18 protein-coding genes are annotated in these 18,071 nt (G+C 71.8%); 7 read left to right on the top strand and 11 right to left on the bottom strand.

Annotated elements, in window-relative coordinates; genetic code table 11:
- Positions 1–35 precede the first annotated feature (35 nt).
- On the bottom strand, positions 36–524 hold the full coding sequence (locus ABD369_RS23795) for a hypothetical protein (RefSeq protein WP_344638548.1): 489 nt from the start codon (positions 522–524) through the stop codon (positions 36–38).
- Between the two features lie 257 nt (positions 525–781).
- Positions 782–1,714 carry a tRNA (adenosine(37)-N6)-dimethylallyltransferase MiaA gene (miaA, locus tag ABD369_RS23790; protein ID WP_344638547.1) on the bottom strand — a complete coding sequence of 311 codons (933 nt, stop codon included), beginning with the start codon at positions 1,712–1,714 and terminating at the stop codon, positions 782–784.
- Between the two features lie 83 nt (positions 1,715–1,797).
- On the opposite strand from miaA, the gene ABD369_RS23785 reads away from it, so the two are divergent.
- Complete coding sequence (locus tag ABD369_RS23785; protein ID WP_344638546.1) at positions 1,798–2,097, top strand: antitoxin; 300 nt, start codon at positions 1,798–1,800, stop codon at positions 2,095–2,097.
- A gap of 66 nt (positions 2,098–2,163) precedes the next feature.
- Here the strand turns inward: ABD369_RS23785 and ABD369_RS23780 are convergent, their stop codons facing one another.
- Both ABD369_RS23780 and miaB read right to left on the bottom strand, forming a co-directional pair.
- Entirely contained in the window at positions 2,164–2,862 is a 699-nt protein-coding gene (locus tag ABD369_RS23780; RefSeq protein ID WP_344638545.1) for a class III extradiol dioxygenase subunit B-like domain-containing protein, read from the bottom strand.
- A gap of 83 nt (positions 2,863–2,945) precedes the next feature.
- Entirely contained in the window at positions 2,946–4,442 is a 1,497-nt protein-coding gene (miaB, locus tag ABD369_RS23775; protein WP_344638544.1) for a tRNA (N6-isopentenyl adenosine(37)-C2)-methylthiotransferase MiaB, read from the bottom strand.
- Between the two features lie 78 nt (positions 4,443–4,520).
- Here miaB and ABD369_RS23770 point away from each other — a divergent pair, with 78 nt between their 5' ends.
- Positions 4,521–5,531, top strand: a complete 1,011-nt coding sequence (locus ABD369_RS23770; protein ID WP_344638543.1) for a TAXI family TRAP transporter solute-binding subunit — start codon at positions 4,521–4,523, stop codon at positions 5,529–5,531.
- Positions 5,532–5,602: 71 nt separating this feature from the next.
- On the opposite strand, the gene ABD369_RS23765 is transcribed toward ABD369_RS23770, so the two are convergent.
- Positions 5,603–7,033 (bottom strand): HAMP domain-containing sensor histidine kinase, encoded by a 1,431-nt coding sequence (locus ABD369_RS23765; protein WP_344638542.1) that lies wholly within the window; start codon positions 7,031–7,033, stop codon positions 5,603–5,605.
- Between the two features lie 6 nt (positions 7,034–7,039).
- A complete protein-coding gene (locus ABD369_RS23760) occupies positions 7,040–7,780 on the bottom strand; it encodes a response regulator transcription factor (RefSeq protein ID WP_344638541.1) in 741 nt (246 codons plus the stop codon).
- Between the two features lie 413 nt (positions 7,781–8,193).
- Here ABD369_RS23760 and ABD369_RS23755 point away from each other — a divergent pair, with 413 nt between their 5' ends.
- The 5 genes from ABD369_RS23755 to ABD369_RS23735 all read left to right on the top strand — a co-directional run bounded on the left by ABD369_RS23755 (position 8,194) and on the right by ABD369_RS23735 (position 13,399).
- Positions 8,194–8,922: an amino acid ABC transporter ATP-binding protein gene (locus tag ABD369_RS23755; RefSeq protein ID WP_344638615.1), complete on the top strand. Its 729-nt coding sequence runs from the start codon at positions 8,194–8,196 to the stop codon at positions 8,920–8,922.
- A gap of 158 nt (positions 8,923–9,080) precedes the next feature.
- The gene (locus ABD369_RS23750; RefSeq protein ID WP_344638540.1) at positions 9,081–10,007 is read left to right on the top strand and encodes a glutamate ABC transporter substrate-binding protein; all 927 of its coding nucleotides are present in this window, start codon (positions 9,081–9,083) and stop codon (positions 10,005–10,007) included.
- 70 nt (positions 10,008–10,077) lie between these two features.
- Positions 10,078–10,728 (top strand): amino acid ABC transporter permease, encoded by a 651-nt coding sequence (locus tag ABD369_RS23745; protein WP_344638539.1) that lies wholly within the window; start codon positions 10,078–10,080, stop codon positions 10,726–10,728.
- Positions 10,725–11,564 carry an amino acid ABC transporter permease gene (locus ABD369_RS23740; RefSeq protein ID WP_344638538.1) on the top strand — a complete coding sequence of 280 codons (840 nt, stop codon included), beginning with the start codon at positions 10,725–10,727 and terminating at the stop codon, positions 11,562–11,564. Before ABD369_RS23745 ends, ABD369_RS23740 begins: the two co-directional genes overlap by 4 nt.
- Positions 11,565–11,722: 158 nt before the next feature.
- Positions 11,723–13,399, top strand: a complete 1,677-nt coding sequence (locus ABD369_RS23735) for an FAD-dependent monooxygenase (protein WP_344638537.1) — start codon at positions 11,723–11,725, stop codon at positions 13,397–13,399.
- A 348-nt stretch (positions 13,400–13,747) separates the two neighbouring features.
- Here ABD369_RS23735 and recX read toward each other — a convergent pair whose 3' ends face one another.
- The 5 genes from recX to ABD369_RS23710 all read right to left on the bottom strand — a co-directional run bounded on the left by recX (position 13,748) and on the right by ABD369_RS23710 (position 18,012).
- Complete coding sequence (gene recX / locus ABD369_RS23730) at positions 13,748–14,596, bottom strand: recombination regulator RecX (protein ID WP_344638536.1); 849 nt, start codon at positions 14,594–14,596, stop codon at positions 13,748–13,750.
- Between the two features lie 16 nt (positions 14,597–14,612).
- Entirely contained in the window at positions 14,613–15,722 is a 1,110-nt protein-coding gene (gene recA, locus ABD369_RS23725) for a recombinase RecA (protein ID WP_344638535.1), read from the bottom strand.
- A gap of 147 nt (positions 15,723–15,869) precedes the next feature.
- Complete coding sequence (locus ABD369_RS23720; RefSeq protein WP_425557748.1) at positions 15,870–17,045, bottom strand: AI-2E family transporter; 1,176 nt, start codon at positions 17,043–17,045, stop codon at positions 15,870–15,872.
- A gap of 180 nt (positions 17,046–17,225) precedes the next feature.
- The gene (locus tag ABD369_RS23715; RefSeq protein ID WP_344638533.1) at positions 17,226–17,420 is read right to left on the bottom strand and encodes a DUF3046 domain-containing protein; all 195 of its coding nucleotides are present in this window, start codon (positions 17,418–17,420) and stop codon (positions 17,226–17,228) included.
- A 19-nt stretch (positions 17,421–17,439) separates the two neighbouring features.
- Entirely contained in the window at positions 17,440–18,012 is a 573-nt protein-coding gene (locus tag ABD369_RS23710) for a GNAT family N-acetyltransferase (RefSeq protein ID WP_344638532.1), read from the bottom strand.
- Positions 18,013–18,071 lie beyond the last annotated feature (59 nt).

Below are 18,071 nucleotides of genomic sequence, written 5' to 3'. Positions count from 1 at the left end.
GGTCACCGTGTCCGGCCGGTGGGCCGGCCCTCGGCTCAGCCGCTGAGGCGGACGACCCGCCAGACCGCCAGCACCACGGAGACGATCGCGATCAGGGTGTAGACCGCGATGGCCCGGCGGCTGGCCCGCTGCCCGGTTCCCCGGCGCGGCAGCCCCGGCCACTTGTACCCGGCGACCCTGGCCGCCATCGCGCCCCAACCGACCGAGGCGGCGGTGAGCAGCAGCCCGAGCATCCCGATCATGGCCGAGGCGTTGTCACTCGAACCGAAGGCGAGCGGGAAGGCGAACATCAGCGAGCCGAGGGTGGCGACCAGGGCGATCGGCAGGATCTGCCACCAGCGCAGCCTGCGCCGCGGCCGGATCTCCCGCTCGTGCACCACACCGGGCACCGCCAGGTCCCCGATCGCGGGCACGGCGACTGCGTACGAGGTGGTGGGTACGGCGAGCTCGGGCAGCGTGATCTCGGCGCTGTCTTCGGCGTCGTTCGGCAGCTGCTCGATCTCGGGGCCGGTACCCGGCGACACGCCGCCTCCCCTGACGGTTCGACACGAGCTCACGGACTCGTGAACGGTGAGGTCGGCCCACGCGACTGACCCCATATGCCCTCGATGATGGCATGTCCAGAGGTGGGCACAGGGCGTCCCGAGGGGTCGGCGGGTGATCCGTGGCCAGGACGTGATGAGGCCGTAACCCCGAGTTCGCCATGCACATGCAGGTGCATCCCCCGGTGGCCGGAATCCGGCGGTCCTGAGGCCGGATCAGACCACCGGTGACACCGGCCTCAGCCGGCGATCAGTTCCAGCGACCGTCCGAGCAGCTCGACCGGATCGGCACCGGCGGGACGGTCCAGCCAGTGGATCCGCTCGTCCCGGCGGAACCAGGACTCCTGGCGGCGGGCGAACCGCCTGGTGGCCCGGACGGTCTCGGCACGCGCCTCGTCCTCGGTGCACTCGCCGGCGAAGTGGTCCAGCACCTGCTGGTACCCGAGCGCCCGGCTGGCCGTACGGCCCTCGCGCAGCCCGAGCTTCTCCAGCTCCCGCACTTCGTCAAGGAGTCCGGCCGCCCACATCCGGTCAACCCGCAGCGCGATCCGTTCGTCCAACTCGGGACGCGGCACCCGGACCCCGATCTGCACCGTCTCGTACACCGACCGGTGGCCCGGCAGACTGGCCGTGAACGGGCGGCCGGTGATCTCGATGACCTCCAGCGCCCGGACGATCCGGCGGCCGTTGCTCGGCAGGATCGCCTCGGCGGCGACCGGGTCGAGCTCGGCGAGCCGACGGTGCAGCAGGCCGGATCCGTGCTCGTCCAGCTCCTGCTCCAGCCCGGCCCGCACCCCGGCGTCGGTGCCCGGGAACTCCATCTCGTCGATCGCCGCCCGGACGTACAGCCCCGAGCCGCCGACCAGCACCGGGGTCCGTCCGGCCGCGAGCAGCCGGTCGATCTCGGCTCGGGCGAGGCGCTGGTACTCGGCGACGCTGGCGCCCTCGGTGACCTCCCAGATGTCCAGCAGGTGGTGCGGAACGCCGCCGCGCTCGGCCTCGGTGAGTTTGGCCGTCCCGATGTCCATCCCCCGGTACAGCTGCATGGAGTCGGTGTTGATCACCTCGCCGTCGAGGCTGCGGGCGATGGCGACCGCCAGGTCCGACTTTCCGGCGGCGGTCGCGCCGACCACGGAGACGACGCGGGGAGGATTGACACGGGAGCTGCTCACGGTCCAAGTCTCGCAAAGTCGGCCGGGACACCGTGCGCCGGTACTGGAGATCGTTCCGGAGAACAACGAGGGTGTCCCCGACGTTGAACCTTTCGGAACAGCCGACCCACCAGGAGAGCGAGACTGCCATGGGCCTGATGGACACCCTCAAGAGCAGGGCCGACGAGCTCAAGGAGAAGGCCAGCGAGCTCGCGGGTAAGCACAACGAGACGATCGACCACATGGTGGAGAAGGCCGGCGAGGCCGTCGACAAGGCGACCAAGCACAGGTACACCGACAAGATCGAGCACGGCACGGCCAAGACCAAGGAGGTCGTGGACAGCTTCGCCGCCAAGCCCAGGGACGAGTCCTCCGCGGAGGAGGACCGGCCGCCGGCCGGCTGACCGGTTCCGGTCGTGGACCGGCGCCGTGCGGTCAGCCCCGGTGCGGTACGGCCCCGGGCGCGGCGGTCAGCACCAGGACGCCACGAAGTAGCCGACCCCGTACGGCGCTTCGGCGTACCGCAGCCGCCCGCCGAGCCCGGCGTCCTCGGCTGCTCCCGCCAGGACCTGCCAGGGCGCGCGGCCGTCCGCCAGCAGCTCGGCAGCGAGCTTCGGGTCGAGGGCGGCCAGCGCCTCGGTGTCGGCGGCACCCAGGGCGCGGGCGGCGTCCGCGTCGAAGCCCTCGGCGCGCTCGTCCAGATAGCCGGGTGCCTTGACCGAACGGCAGGCGCTGCCGTCGCCCAGCACCAGCAGGCCCACCCGGTCCGCGAGGTCGGCCAGCCCCTTGCCCAGGCTCAGCATCCGGGTGGGCGGGGCGTCGGCGGGCACCGCGCAGGCGTGTGTGGGCAGCGCGGCACCGGCCTCGGTCAGCAGCCAGGCGCCGAGCGTCAGCGAGGGGGCGAGCGGCGGTCCGTCGACGCCGCCGGAGGGCAGCCGGACGGCCAGGTCCACGCCGTACCGGTGGAACGAGCCCGCGCCGCCCTCGGTCCAGACCTGGGCCCGCGGGCCGGTCCCGACCACCACCAGCAGCTCGGCCCCGGAGTCGAGCAGTTCCCGCACCGCCTCCGCGCAGGCGGTGCGCAGCACCTCCAGTTCGGGCGCGGCACCGGCGGCCACTTCCGGTACGAGCATCGGGGGGCAGGGGCAGACGGCGGCGGCAACCAGCATGTCGATCACTCTAGACCGCGACCGCATGCACCGAGGGGCGCGGTCGGCGGACCGCGCCCCTCGACAGCCGTCCTACGGACGCCTCAGCAGGTGCTGCACCCGCCGCTGGGCGCGGCCGGTGCGGCCGGCACACCGATCGTCGGCAGACCGAGCATCACCCCGGCCGGCTTCGCCGCCGGCGCGGCCTGCCGCTTCTCCCACGCGTCCCCCGCACGGGTGCGGCGCACGGAGAGCACCGGCCCCTCGGCGAGCAGGTGGTGCGGGGCCGCGTAGCTGATCTCGACCGTGACCATGTCACCGGGCCGTACCGGCTCCGCCGGCCGGGTGAAGTGCACCAGCCGGTTGTCGGGGGCGCGGCCGGAGAGCCGGTCGGTCTTGTCGTCCTTCTTGCCCTCGCCCTCGGCGACCAGGATCTCCAGGGTGCGGCCGACCTGCTTCTTGTTCTCCTCCCAGGAGATCTCCTCCTGGAGCGCGATCAGCCGGTCGTAGCGCGCCTGCACCACGGCCTTGGGGATCTGGTCCTCCATCTCGGCGGCGGGGGTGCCGGGCCGCTTGGAGTACTGGAAGGTGAAGGCGTTGGTGAACCTGGCCTCGCGGACCACGTGCAGGGTCTGCTCGAAGTCCTCCTCGGTCTCACCGGGGAAGCCCACGATGATGTCGGTCGAGATCGCGGCGTCCGGCATCGCCTCGCGGACCGATCTGATGATCCCGAGGAAGCGCTCCTGCCGGTAGGAACGGCGCATCGCCCGCAGCACGGTGTCCGAGCCGGACTGCAGCGGCATGTGCAGTTGGTGCATCACGTTCGGGGTCTCGGCCATCGCGGCGATCACGTCGTCGGTGAAGTCGCGCGGGTGCGGCGAGGTGAAGCGGACCCGCTCCAGGCCCTCGATCTGCCCACAGGCGCGCAACAGCTTGGAGAACGCCTCCCGGTCGCCCAGGTCGGAGCCGTACGCGTTGACGTTCTGGCCGAGCAGGGTGACCTCGACGACGCCCTCGGCGACCAGCGCCTCGATCTCGGCGAGGATGTCGCCGGGACGGCGGTCCTCCTCCTTGCCGCGCAGTGCGGGCACGATGCAGAAGGTGCAGGTGTTGTTGCAGCCGACCGAGATGGCGACCCAGGCGGCGTAGGCGGACTCGCGGCGGGTGGGCAGCGTGGAGGGGAAGGTCTCCAGCGACTCCAGGATCTCGACCTGGGCCTTCTTCTCCACCGCCGCGCGCTCCAGCAGCGCGGGCAGGTGGCCGATGTTGTGGGTGCCGAAGACCACGTCGACCCACGGTGCCTTCTGCACGATGGAGTCGCGGTCCTTCTGCGCCAGGCAGCCGCCGACGGCGATCTGCATTCCCTTGTGGCGGTTCTTGACGGGCGCCAGCTGGCCGAGGTTGCCGTACAACTTGTTGTCGGCGTTCTCGCGCACCGCGCAGGTGTTGAAGACGACCAGGTCAGGGTCGCCACCGCCCTGCTCGGCCTTGACGTATCCGGCGTCCTCCAGCAGTCCGGCGAGGCGCTCGGAGTCGTGGACGTTCATCTGGCAGCCGTACGTGACGACCTTGTAGCTCTTCGGTTCCTGGCTCGTACCCACGGACCCAAGGGTACGAGACCGCAGTCCACCCGCGTGAACCTCTCCCGATCATGGCCCAGTCCTGGCAGGATCCCCCGCATGACTTTCGCGCCGGGCACCGTGCTGCGCGTGGTGGCCCGCAGCCGGCTCGGCCGGGCGGCCGCCGCGCTGCTGCTGGTCGTCGGCGCGCTGGCGGGCTGGTGGCTGGCCTCGGCTGACGGCGACGTCTACCCGGGCGGCCCGCCCAGACTCGCGACCGGTGTGCCGCGCGGGGTCTACGACAAGTACGGGCTGCTGCTGCACGACTACCTGGGCACGCACCTGCCCGCGCTGAAGCTGCAGCTGGACAACTCCGAGGGCTCGGTGGACAACCTGGAGCGGGTGCTCTCCGGCCGGGACGCGTTCGCGATAGCGACCGCCGACGCGGTCGCCGAGTACCAGGGACCGCAGAAGTCCCGGCTGCGGGCCATCGCCCGGCTGTACGACGACTACCTGCAGCTGGTCGTCCCGGCCGACTCACCGGTGCACCGGGCGGCGGACCTGCGCGGGCTGCGGGTGAGCGTCGGCCAGAGCCTGTCCGGCGTGAACCTGGTGACCAGACGGCTACTGGCCGGAGCCGGTCTGGATCCGGACCACGACATCCACCCGGTCATGCTCGGCGTCGGTGACGCCGCCGACCAGCTGAAGGCGGGCAAGCTGGACGCCTTCTTCTGGTCCGGCGGGCTGCCGACCTCCGCCCTCGCCGACCTGTCGGAGCAGTTCCCGATCCGGATCGTGCCGCTCGGCGACCTGGCCGAGTCGGTGCACCAGCAGGAGGGCGGCGGCACCGACGCCTACCGAGCCGCGACCATTCCGCCCGACGCCTATCCCAAGGCGAAGAACAGCGACGCGGCGGTGCCCACGCTCGCGGTGCCCAACCTCCTGGTGACCAGGGACGACGTCGCCCCCCGCCTGGTGGAGGACCTGACCAGGGCGGTGATCGACAGCCGCGACGTGATCGGCGCCAAGGTGCACGCCGCCCAGCTGGTCGATCTGCGCACCGCCGTCTACACCGCCCCGCTCCCCCTCCACGAGGGCGCCCGCCGCTACTACACCTCGGTCAAACCCTGAGGCTGCCGGTTGTGCCGTTGCTTCCCAGGGCCCGCTCGTCGAGGAGGCCGCTCCCCCGCTCGCCCGGCGGCTCAGCCGTCGCCCTTGGGCACCGCGAGCGTCACCGCCAGGCCCGTCGGCTCGGCGGGGGCGAAGTCGAGTGAGCCTCCGCCCGCCAGCAGCAGGGTCCGGGCGATCGAGAGGCCGAGCCCGGAGCCGTCGATGTTCTGGTGCCGGGGACTGCGCCAGAAGCGGTCGCCCACCCTGGCCAGCTCCTCCTCGGTCAGCCCGGGGCCCGCGTCGGTGACGGTCACCGCGACCTCGCGCTTGCCCGTCGCGATCCGCAACCCGATCCGACCCTCGTCCGGGGTGAACTTGAGCGCGTTGTCCAGCACCGCGTCCAGCGCGCTGCCGAACCCGATCGGATCGGCCAGCCCGACCGCCGACGGCGGCCCCTCCCACTCCAGCCGCTGCCCGCGCTGACCGGCGACCGGACGCCAGGCGTCGATCCTGGCCAGCACCAGGGCGGTGAGGTCGACCTGCTCGGGCTCCGGGCGGGCGTGTTCGGCGGTGGCCAGGCCAAGCAGGTCATCGAGCACCCGGGCCAGCCTGACGCCCTCCTCACGGACCTGGCCGAGCTCCTCCTCGTGTCCCTCGGGCAGTTCCAGGCCGAGCAGCTCGACCCGCAACAGCAGGGCGGCGAGCGGGTTGCGCAGCTGGTGCGAGGCGTCCGCGACGAAGGCCCGCTGCTGGTCCAGGGCGAGCACCACGTTGTCCGCCATGTGATTGAACGAGCGTGCCAACCGCCGGAGTTCGGGCGGGCCCGCACTGGCCGCGACCCGTGCGTTCATCCGTCCGGTGGCGATGTCGTGGGTGGCCCGGTCCAGGGTGCGGACCGGGTGCAGCACCCAGCTGGTGAGGCGCACCGCCAGCAGTACGGCCACGATCATCGCCAGCGCCTCGCCCGCGCCGAGCACCAGCCAGTGGTGCAGGATCCGGGCCCGCAGCGGTCCGGTCGGGGAGTCGGTGAGCACCACGGCGACCACGTCGCCGTCCCGGACCACGGGGGTGGCCACGGTGAGGGTCCGCTCCGGGGTCCACGGCCAGACCTGTGGCGGGTTGTGGCTGCGGCGCCCGTCCAGGGCCTCCTGGAAGGCCTGCCGGCCCGGGCCGGCGTCCGGTACCCGCCAGCCCTCCGGCGAGCTGGCCGCGGTGGCGCCGCTGCGCTGGAAGATCCCGATCCGGATCCCGTACAGGCCGTGGTAGCGCTCCGCCTCGACGGCCAGTGCGTTGCGGCGGCCGGGGTCTCCCGGGTCGGGCGTCGAGTCGCCCTTCATCGCGGTGTCCGCCCCGAGGTAGCCCTGGGTGGGCAGATCCTGGGCGAAGCGGGCCGCGTCGTCGAGCCGGTCGACCACCACCGTGCTCTGCTCGGCGGCCGCGATGAACACCGCGAGCGGCACCCCCAGGGCCGCCAGCACGCAGGCCATCAGGGAGAGCAGGATGCCGAGCAGACGGTTGCGCACGAGAGGTCAGCGCCCCGAGTCCGGGCTGGCGGGGTCGGTCCGGGGCTGCTCGGCGATCAGCCGGTAGCCCACGCCGCGGACGGCCTCGACCAGTCCGGGCAGGCCTAGCTTGTTGCGCAGCGATCCGATGTGCACCTCCAGGGTGCGGCCGTTGCCCTCCCAGCCGCTGCGCCAGACCTCGCTGAAGATCTGCTCCCGCCGGTAGACCACGCCGGGGCTCTGCGAGAGCAGCGCCAGCAGGTCGAACTCCTTGCGGGTGAGCGGTACGTCGCGGCCGTCCACACTGACCCGGCGGCGCTCCCGGTCGATCGAGATGCCGCGGGACTCCAGCGGGCCGGGCTGGGCGGGCTGGTCGCCCGGCTCGGTCCCGGCGCCCGTGGCCGGCCAGCGCCGTACCACCGCGTGGATCCGGGCGAGCAGTTCGCCCATGTCGTAGGGCTTGGTGACGTAGTCGTCGGCACCGAGGTTGAGGCCGTGGATCCGCGAGCGGACGTCGGCCCGCGCGGTCACCATGATCACCGGGACCCCGCTGTGCGCACGGATCCGGCTGCACACCTCGAAGCCGTCCCGGTCGGGCAGCCCGAGGTCGAGCAGGACCACCCGGTACGGCTCGTTGCCGTCGGGCACCAGTGCGTCCAGCGCCTCGTGCCCGCTGCGGGCATGGCGGACCTGGAAGCCGTGCCTACCGAGCACGGCGACCAGCGCGGCGGCGACCCGTTCGTCGTCCTCGACGAGCAGCAGGCGCACCTCCTGCCTCCTTTCCGTGGTCTGTCCGGTGAGGGATCGGTCCGGATTTGGCCCGGTCCTTGCGGAGTATGGTCGAGTCCGCCGGGTCCTGTCATCAGGCCACCGCCGTCCGATCGTTCGCGCACGGCCACTCCCACCCGCAACCGCCGGGCGTACAGCGGGCCCAGCCCCCGCTCCGACCCCGCCACGTGGCCGGATCGTGATGCTCAAGTTCCCCTCAGATCGGCTGACATGACATCGTCGACGCTTCTAGGGTCTGCCCAACCGGGGGCCGTCGGGCTCCGCCGGCTCACCGGCCCCCGGCGCAGACGACACCAGCACGAGCACCGCAGCCCCGGGGGTCGCCCGGGTCGGACCCGAGGGAGCAAGGCGCGATGACCGAGACCACCGGCACCGACTCCCGTCCCGACCCCCTGGTCGCACTGAGCGGTGTCAACAAGCACTACGGGGCGCTGCACGTGCTCCAGGACATCGACCTGGAGATCGCCCGGGGCGAGGTGGTGGTGCTGATCGGCCCGTCCGGCTCCGGGAAGTCGACCCTGTGCCGGACGATCAACCGGCTGGAGACCATCGACTCCGGCACCATCACCGTGGACGGCCGGCCGCTGCCCGCCGAGGGGCGGGAACTGGCCAAGCTGCGGGCCGAAGTCGGAATGGTGTTCCAGAGTTTCAACCTCTTCGCACACAAGACCGTGCTGGAGAACGTGGTGCTCGCCCAGGTCAAGGTCCGCGGGATCCCGAAGGCCGAGGCCGAGCAGACCGCGCGCGAGCTGCTGGAGCGGGTCGGAGTGGGCGCGCAGGCCGAGAAGTTCCCCGCCCAGCTCTCCGGCGGCCAGCAGCAGCGGGTGGCGATCGCCCGCGCACTGGCCATGAAGCCCAAGGTGATGCTGTTCGACGAGCCCACCTCCGCCCTCGACCCCGAGATGGTCAACGAGGTGCTGGAGGTGATGCGTTCGCTCGCAGCCGAGGGCATGACGATGGTCGTGGTGACGCACGAGATGGGCTTCGCCCGCTCCGCCGCCAACCGCGTGCTGTTCATGGCGGACGGCCGGATCGTCGAACAGAACACCCCCGAGGCGTTCTTCACCGCGCCGCGCACCGACCGGGCCAAGGACTTCCTTTCGAAGATCCTGCACCACTGAGGCCACAACTGATCTAGCGTCTGACCCGATTCCGTTGGAACCGGGCCCGAGGGCGTGCCCGAACTCCGCCGGAATGGTTGGCGCGCGGGCACCGCGCCAGGAACCCCTAAGCCCAGCGGCCCGGTTGACCGTGGCCAAGACCGAGGAGAGCAACCCTCATGAGGACCCGTCGCACCATCGCCGCCGCCATGTCGGTACTCGCGCTGACCGCCGTCGCGGCCTGCGGCAAGAGCGGATCCCCGAGCGACAACGCGGCCGGCGGCAGCGCCGCCCCGAAGCCCCCCACGTACCAGGTGAAGACCGACGTCAAGCTGACGGGCTCGAAGACCTTCGACAACGCCAAGAAGCGCGGGCACCTGGTCATCGGCGCCAAGTCCGACCAGCCCTTCCTCGGCTTCGAGGACCTCTCGGCCGGCTCCGGCGCCAGCGCCCGCTCGGGCTTCGACATCGAGATCGCCAGAATGGTCGCCGCCGACCTCGGCTTCGGCCCGGACCAGATCGAGTGGAAGACGATCGCCTCGGCCAACCGCGAGAACGCCCTCTCCGGCGATGGCGATCACCAGATCGACTTCTACGTCGGCACCTACACCATCAACGAGAAGCGCAAGGCGCAGGTCTCCTTCGCCGGCCCCTACCTGGTGGCCGGCCAGGACCTGCTGGTCGCGAAGGACAACACCACGATCACCGGCCCCGAGTCGGTCAAGGACAAGTCCGTCTGCTCCGTCACCGGCTCCACCTCGATCGACAACATCACGCCCTACGGCGCCAAGATCACCAAGTACGAGACCTACTCGCAGTGCGTGGACAAGCTGATGACCGGTGAGGTCGACGCGGTCACCACCGACGACGCGATCCTCAAGGGCTACGCCGCCAAGAACCCCGACAAGCTCAAGGTGGTCGGCAAGCCCTTCACTAAGGAGCCCTACGGCGTCGGCCTGGCCAAGGACGACTCCGTCCTGCGCAACGCGATCAACGACGCGCTGAAGGCCCACGAGGACAACGGCGACTGGAAGAAGGCGTACGACGCCACCCTCGGCCTCTCCGGCGCCCCGGCCTCGGCCGTCCCGGCCCTGGAACGCTACTGAGACTCCGGCCTGACACGCCGACAGTTCTGACCACCTGACAGCCCCTTTGATCGAGAGGAGGGCCGCCGGCATGGGCATACTCTTCGAGGACGGCAACTTCGCGCTTTTCCGCGCCGGATTCCTGCAGACGGTCGAGCTCAGCGCACTGAGCGCGCTGCTCGCACTGCTGCTCGGCACCCTGCTGGCGGCCTTCCGGGTCTCCCCCGTCCCGGCCCTGCGCGTCTTCGGCACCGTCTGGGTCAACGTCTTCCGCAACACCCCGCTGACACTGCTGTTCTTCGCGGTGGCCTTCGGGCTCCCCCGACTGGACGTCCACTTCTCCAGCTTCGTGTTCGCCGTGATCGCACTCGGCTCCTACACCGCCAGCTTCGTCTGCGAGGTGCTGCGCTCCGGCATCAACACCGTGCCGCTCGGGCAGGCCGAGGCCGCCCGCAGCCTGGGCATGAACTTCGGCCAGACCCTCGGCCTGATAGTGCTGCCGCAGGCGGCCCGCTCGGTGCTGGGTCCCATGAGCAGCGTCTTCATCGCCCTGCCCAGGAACTCCGCCGTGGCCGGCGCGTTCAGCGTCTCCGAGCTCTTCAGCGTGCAGGGAACCCTCACCGAGCGCGGCTACAACATCCTCTCGATCTTCTTCTGGCTGGCCGCCGCCTACCTGCTGGTGAGCGCCGTGGTCGCCGTGATCTTCCGTCTCCTGGAGACCCGACTGGCGGTGGCCCGATGAGCAGCGCCCTGACCTCGACCGTCCTCTACGACACCCCCGGTCCCCGTGCCAGGGCGCGCTACCGCGCCTTCGGGGTGCTCTCGCTGCTCGGCATCGCCGCCCTGCTCTGGTACGCGTACGACAGCCTGGCCGGCGCCGGGCAGTTCGCCGCCGCGATGTGGGACCCGTTCCAGTACACCGCCATCCAGCAGCGGATCCTCGACGGCCTGCAGAGCACCCTGACCGCCTTCGGCCTGGCCGCCGTCCTCTCGCTGGCCCTGGGCTCGCTACTGGCGGCCGGACAGCTCTCCGACCACAGGCCGGTGCGCGCGGTGGCCAAGGCGATCGTGCAGTTCTTCCGCGCGATGCCGCTGCTGATCATGATCTTCGCGTTCTACCACTCGGTGTTCGCCACGTCCCCGCTCTGGGCGTTGGTGACCGGGCTGACCCTGTACAACGGCGCCGTCCAGGCCGAGATCATCCGCAGCGGCGTCAACGCGGTGCCGCGCGGCCAGGGCGAGGCCGCCTACGCGCTCGGCATGCGCAAGACCCAGGTGCTGTTCACCATCCTGGTGCCGCAGGCCGTCCGCTCGATGCTCCCGACGATCATCGGCCAGCTGGTGGTCACCCTCAAGGACACCTCGCTCGGCTTCCTCATCACCTACACCGAGCTGCTCTACGCCGGGAAGCTGATCGCCAGCAACACCTCCACCCCCAACGGCTACCCCTACATTCCGGTCACCATCGTGATCGGCGTGATCTACATCGGCATGTGCCTGGCGCTCACGGCGCTGGCCAAGTGGCTCGAGGCGCGCGGGCGCCGCGGCGCGAACCGGCGTACAACTGCCGCTGCTTGACGGACACCCAGGCGATCTGTTGCATTGCTCTTCGTGACAGCACCCGGGACCTCCTGCACCGCAGCCGACGCCGTGTCCTCCGTATGCCCCGTACACCCGGAGGTCCCGGCGCGCGCGGCGGCACCCGTGGGGATCCGAGGCCGGACGGAGGTCCGCGCGTGGACCCCGTGATCGTGGTCGGCGCCGGACCGGTCGGACTGGCCCTGGCACTCGCCCTCGCCCGGCACGAGGTGCCCAGCATCGTCCTGGACGAGGGCGCGGGCGTCTGCCCGGAGGGGCCGCGCACCGTCGTCCTCGGCGGCGACAGCACCGCCCTGCTCACCCGCCTCGGCTACACCAGGGCCGCCTCCGACGCCGCCCGCTGGGACGCGTTCGGCATCTGGCGCCACCGCTCCGAGGTGCTGCGGCTGGACCTGGGCGCCGACCCGGTGCTCCACCTGCCGCAGCACCGTCTGCAGCGCGGCCTGCGCGACGCGGTCACCGCCACGCCACTGATCCAGCTCACCCCGCTCAGCCGGGTCCTGGAACTCGAACAGGACCGGGACGGCGTCAGCGTACGCACCCACCACACCCAGGACGGCACCAGCACCTGGTGGCGCGGCAGCCACCTGGTCGGCTGCGACGGCGCCCGCTCCACCGTCCGCAAGCTGCTCAAGATCCGCTTCCCGGGCCGCCCGGCGGTGGACCGGCACGCCGTCGCCACCGTACGCGTCAACCTGCCGTTCCCCGGCGAGGCCCGGCTGCACCGCGAGCCGCCGTGGCGCGGCGACCGCGAGGCCTCCGCCCGCCCACTGCCCGACGGCCTCTGGCGGCTCGACTGGCGACTGCCGCCCGGCCGCCCGGCACCCACCGCACCGATCGACCCGCACGCCACCTGGCCCGGCATCGTCACCGGTGACACCCTGCTCGCCCGGGTCAAGTCCACGCTCACCGGCTGGTGCGGCGAACTGCCCCCGTACGAGCTGCTCGCCGCCGCCGACCACACCTACCAGCAGCGCCTCGCCGCCCGCTTCCGGGTCGGCCGCTGCTTCCTCGCCGGGGACGCCGCCCACCTGCACGGCGCGCTCGGCATGCAGAACCTGGTCGACGGACTGCGGGACGCCGACAACCTCTCCTGGCGGCTCGCCCTCGCCTGGCACCTGCACTCCGGCGGGCCGCAGCCCGATGGCTCGCTGCTCGACGGGTACGAAGCCGAGCGGCGCGGCGCGGTCGGCGCCCGGCTGCGCGCGGTCGACCAGGCCATGCCGCTGCTGCGACCGCTGCGCGGCTGGCAGCACACCAGGCGGTCGCTGTTCACCGGCTCCTTCCGCAAGCACGCCCCGTTGCTCGCCGACGGACAGCTCGGCACCGGACGCTTCGGCGGCGCGCCCGCCTACCCGGCGGCACCGTCCGGCGTACCCGGCCGGGTGCCGGTGCAGCGCGGGAGCGGTCGCGGAACCACGCTCAGCGAGAACCTGCCCGCAACCGCACCGGGTGTGCTCGTCCCCGACGTTCCCGTCCTCACCACGGAAGGGGTGCCCGACTCGCTGCGGGCCAGGCTCGGGGCCGGCTTCCTGCTGCTGCTGGTCGCTCCCGGGACCGCCGTGTGGGCCTCGCAGCACTGGCTGGGTGCCGGGATGATGCCCCAACTCGCCGAGGTGGCAGCAGCGTTGCCGGTGCCCGCCGAAGTCCTGGTCACCGAGCAGTACCCGGGCGCCGATCCGCACACCGTCCTGCTGATCCGTCCCGACGGCCATCTGGTCGGCACCACCCACGGCTGCCGTGGCGAGGACCTCCAGGCACTCGCCGACCGCGCCCGCGGCGGGCCGCCCTCGCTGGCCAGCGCCGGGAACTGACGCCCCGGGCGGAGGCCTGGGGAAGGCCCTTTGCAGCAGGGAAGCCCCTCCGGTCGGCGCTGGGGTGAAGCCGTTCGGACTGTGGGTCAACTCTTCGGGCAGCGGGAACGGCGCGGTTCGGAAGACACCGACGGCTGGCAGGGCTCCGGGCTCCGGGCTCCGGGCTCCGGGCTCCGGGCTCCGGGCTCCGGGCTCCGGGCTCCGGGCTCCGGGCTCCGGGAGCAGGTTGCACGACGGCCCCTGGTGGGGCGGCGCCCCTGCCCGCCGGAGTACCCGGCCCGCCCTTCCGTTCCGCGATCCCCCCGCGCTCCGAGGGCAGCCCGACCAGCCGTGATCCCCCGGTCGGCACTACCAAGCCCCCGCGGAGTCGCCCTCCGCGTCCAGCGCGTCCCGCACCACTCGGAAGGCCAGGCCTTCCGAATAGCCGCGCCGGGCGAGCATGCCGACCAGGCGGCGGATCCGGGTGTCCCGCTCCAGCCCCCGGGTCGACCGCAGCTTCCGGTCGACCAGCGCCCGGGCAGCCTCCGTCTCGTCGTCCTCGCCCAGTTGGGCGACCGCCTGTTCGACCAGGTCACCGGCCACCCCCTTGGTCCGGAGCTCCTGCGCCAACGCCCGCCGGGACAGGCCCCGAACGGTGTGCCGCGACTCCACCCACGCCTCGGCGAAGGCGGCGTCGTCGATCAGCCCGACCTCCTCGAAGCGCGAGAGCACCTCCTCCGCGACCTCGTCCGGGATCTCCCGCCTGCGGAGTGCCTCGGCCAACTGCTTACGGGTCTTGGCCGCGCCGGTGAGCAGGCGCAGACAGATGTCCCGTGCCCTGGCCTCCGGGTCGACCGCTTCCTCGCGCGCCGACCGCTCCGCCCTCTTCGCGCGAGCCGCCCCGCCCGAGCGCTCCGGCCGGCCGGACCGCTCCGGGTGCCCCTCCCCGCGACCGCGCCGCCCCTCTCCCAGGGGGCTGCGCCGCCGCTCTCCGACCGGCTCCTCGGAGGCGGGCTCGTCGATGACCGCCGGCTGCTCAGCGGCCACGGCCGTCCTCCGCCGCCGCCGCCCGGAGGGCAGCTCGGAAGCGCGGACCACCCCGAGCTCCGCGAAGTCGTCCGGAGTCTCCTCCTCCGCGCTTCCCGTCCACCAGTCCGGTGGGCCGTGGTCACCGGAGCCGGGGGCGGCCCCCGGCGACCACTCGTCCTCGTACCTCACTCGTGCCTCGACCGACTCAGGCCTTGGCCGCCGCCTTCTTCGCCGCCGCGGTCTTGGTGGCCGTGGCGGTGATCGGCTTGGCGGCGCCATCGGCCTCGGCGGCCGGGGCGGTGTCGTCCTCGGCGCCGCCCTTCACACCGATGCCCAGCTTCGTCTTGATCTTCTTCTCGATCTCGTCGGCCAGCTGCGGGTTGTCCCGCAGGAAGTTGCGGGCGTTCTCCTTGCCCTGCCCGAGCTGGTCGCCCTCGTAGGTGTACCAGGCGCCCGACTTGCGGATGAAGCCGTGCTCGACGCCCATGTCGATCAGGCCGCCCTCGCGGCTGATGCCGATGCCGTAGAGGATGTCGAACTCGGCCTGCTTGAAGGGGGCCGCCACCTTGTTCTTGACGACCTTGACCCGGGTACGGTTACCGACCGCCTCGGTGCCGTCCTTCAGGGTCTCGATCCGGCGGATGTCCAGTCGGACCGAGGCGTAGAACTTCAGCGCCCGGCCACCGGTCGTGGTCTCCGGGGAGCCGAACATCACACCGATCTTCTCGCGCAGCTGGTTGATGAAGATCGCGGTGGTGTTCGACTGGTTCAGCGCGCCGGCGATCTTGCGCAGAGCCTGGCTCATCAGCCGGGCCTGCAGACCGACGTGCGAGTCGCCCATCTCGCCCTCGATCTCCGCGCGCGGCACCAGTGCCGCGACGGAGTCGATGATCACCAGGTCGATCGCGCCGGAGCGGATCAGCATGTCGGTGATCTCCAGGGCCTGCTCACCGGTGTCCGGCTGGCTGACCAGCAGGGCGTCGGTGTCCACGCCGAGCTTCTTGGCGTACTCCGGGTCGAGTGCGTGCTCCGCGTCCACGAACGCGACCGTGCCGCCCGCGCGCTGGGCGTTGGCCGCCAGGTGCAGGGTGAGCGTGGTCTTACCGGAGGACTCGGGGCCGTAGATCTCGATGACCCGGCCGCGCGGGATACCGCCGACGCCGAGCGCGATGTCGAGGGCCGTGGACCCGGTGGGGATCACGTCGACCGGCTCGTTGGCCTTCTCGCCCAGGCGCATCACCGAGCCCTTGCCGAACTGCCGCTCAATCTGGGCGAGTGCGGTCTCAAGAGCCTTCTCGCGGTCCGTACCTGCCATGGCTTCCACCCTCGGGTTCTGTGCTGTGCGCTTCATCGTCCTCGACGCTAGCGCGTCCCACCGACAATCGACCCGAATCGGGCTCAGCCTGTGGATAACTCGCCACTGAACAGTATAGGGAACAGGCGTTCGAATAGAACGAACTGCCTAGCTTCCCTCGCCGTCACCACTCTGACCTGCGGAATCCTCCGGTCCATCGGAACCGACCAGGCGTCGCAACCGGCTCGCGGTCTCCCTCGTACGCTCCCTGGCCAGCCGCCTACGCTCCTCGCCGCGGTCGATCCGCGGGTCGGTGGCGACCTCGTACCTGCGGACGTACGTCCCGACGAAGCCCTGCAGGGTGGCGGCCGCCGGGATCGCGATCAGCGCGCCGACCGCGCCGAGCAGCGCCGCCCCGGCGATCACCGAGCCGAAGGCCACCGCCGGGTGCACGTCCACCGTCTTCGCGGTGATCCGCGGGTGCAGCAGATAGTTCTCGATCTGCTGGTAGACGATCACGAAGGTCAGCACCCAGAGCGCGTCCACCGGCTTCACGGTGAGCGCGACGATCACCGGCAGCGCCCCGGCCAGGTAGGTGCCGATGGTCGGGACGAACTGCGACATCACCCCGACCCAGATCGCCAGCGCCCCCGCGTACGGGAGTCCGAGCAGCGCGAACACGACCCAGTGCGCGACGGCCGAGGCCACCGCCAGCAGCGCCCGGGAGTAGAGGTAGCCGCCGGTCTTGGCCAGCGCGATCTCCCAGGCCCGGAGCACCTCCGCCTGCTTCGCGGGCGGCAGCAGCGAGCAGACGGTCCGCCGCACCCGGGGCCCGTCCGCGGTCAGGTAGAAGGTGAACAGGCCCACCGTGAACGCCTGGAACAGCCCGCCGACCAGTGTGCTGGACAGGCCCCACACATTGTCGGCGGCCTGCTGGGCGTACTTCTCGATGCTCCCGGAGTCCCGGAGCACCCGCTGCTGGAGCTGCCCGGGCGACAGGTCCTGGTGGAACGTCCGGTTGATCCAGCCGATCAGGTTGTCGACCAGGTGGGGCAGATCGCCGGCGATCCTCGCCACCTGGTCCACCAGCAGCGTGCCGAGCGAGGTGAGGAAGCCCGCGACCGCGATCGCCAGGGCGATGAAGACCAGGAACGTACCGAGGCCGCGCCGCACCCCGCGGGCGGCCATCCGGTCCACCGCCGGTTCGATCGCCAGTGACAGGAAGAAGGCCACCAGCAGCATCACGAAGAGGTCGATGAGCTGGTGGAACGCCCAGTCGGCGAGCTTGAACGCGCCCACCAGGAGCAGCGCCAGCATCATCGCCCTGGGTAGCCAACGAGGCATCGCCTCACCCCGCAGGGCGGTGCGGCGGGCGGGCGGAGAGTCTTGGTCCGAGACGGTCCGGTCGGTCTTCTGGGGCTCTGCGCTACTAACCACCAGCCCAGTCTCACCCATGGCCGGCCGGTGCTGGCCGGCCTGCGCCCCGGTGCGCCGGGACTCCGCCGCACCGGACGGCCCGTGGCCTCAGCGCAGCAGCGCCGAGACCCCCTGGCTGTCGCAGACCACCCGCCAGACGTCCTTGGCCTCCCAGCCGGCCTCCAGCGCCTGCCGGACCGTCCGTCCGCCGAGTTCGCTCATCACGTGGTCGCTCGCGAAGGACTCGGCGTACGCCTCGCCGAAGTGCTCGTACATCCGTCGCCAGAACTCGGTCAGCCTCATGGCCCCAGTATCCCCTCCGTCAGCGCGGACCCGGCTGGAGCCGGTGCCACTCGGCCCGCTCCAGCGCGTACTCGACCTCGCCGTGTTCGGAGCCGTCGATCGCCTCGGGCCAGTCGGCGAAGAAGGTGCGCACGTAGCGCAGCCCGGCCTTCTCCATCACTCGGCGGGAGCCCCGGTTGACCGTCATGGTCTGGGCGAAGACCCGCTCCACGCCGGGTTCGCCGAATCCCTTGCGGATCAGCGCCCGCGCGCCTTCGGTGGCGTAGCCGCGGCCCCAGGCCGGGCGCCGCAGCCGGTAGCCGAGTTCGACCTCGTCCGGACGGTCCGGATCCGGCGGCCGGAACTCGAACCAGCCCAGGAACCCGCCACCGGCCCGCTCCAGCGCCGCCCAGTAACCGAGCGCCGGGAAGCGCCGGTAGTAGGAGAAGTACAGCGGCAGGATCCGCTCCTCGACCTCCTCCCGGGGCGTGGCCCGGCCTCCGGACAGGTAGCGCATCACCTCCGGGTCGGAGTCGAGTTCCATCAGGAGGTCGACGTCCTCGGGGGTGAAGCGGCGCAGGATCAGGCGCTCGGTCTCCAGATGAACGTGCATCCGCCAATGCTGCCCGAACCGTCCACCCGGCCGCACGCCCTTTCCCCGGTCCGCCGCCG

This window comes from Kitasatospora cystarginea, assembly GCF_039533515.1.
Taxonomy (GTDB): Bacteria; Actinomycetota; Actinomycetes; order Streptomycetales; family Streptomycetaceae; genus Kitasatospora; species Kitasatospora cystarginea.
Note: the sequence above shows the minus strand (reverse complement) of the source record. Positions and strands in the feature narration are given on the sequence as shown.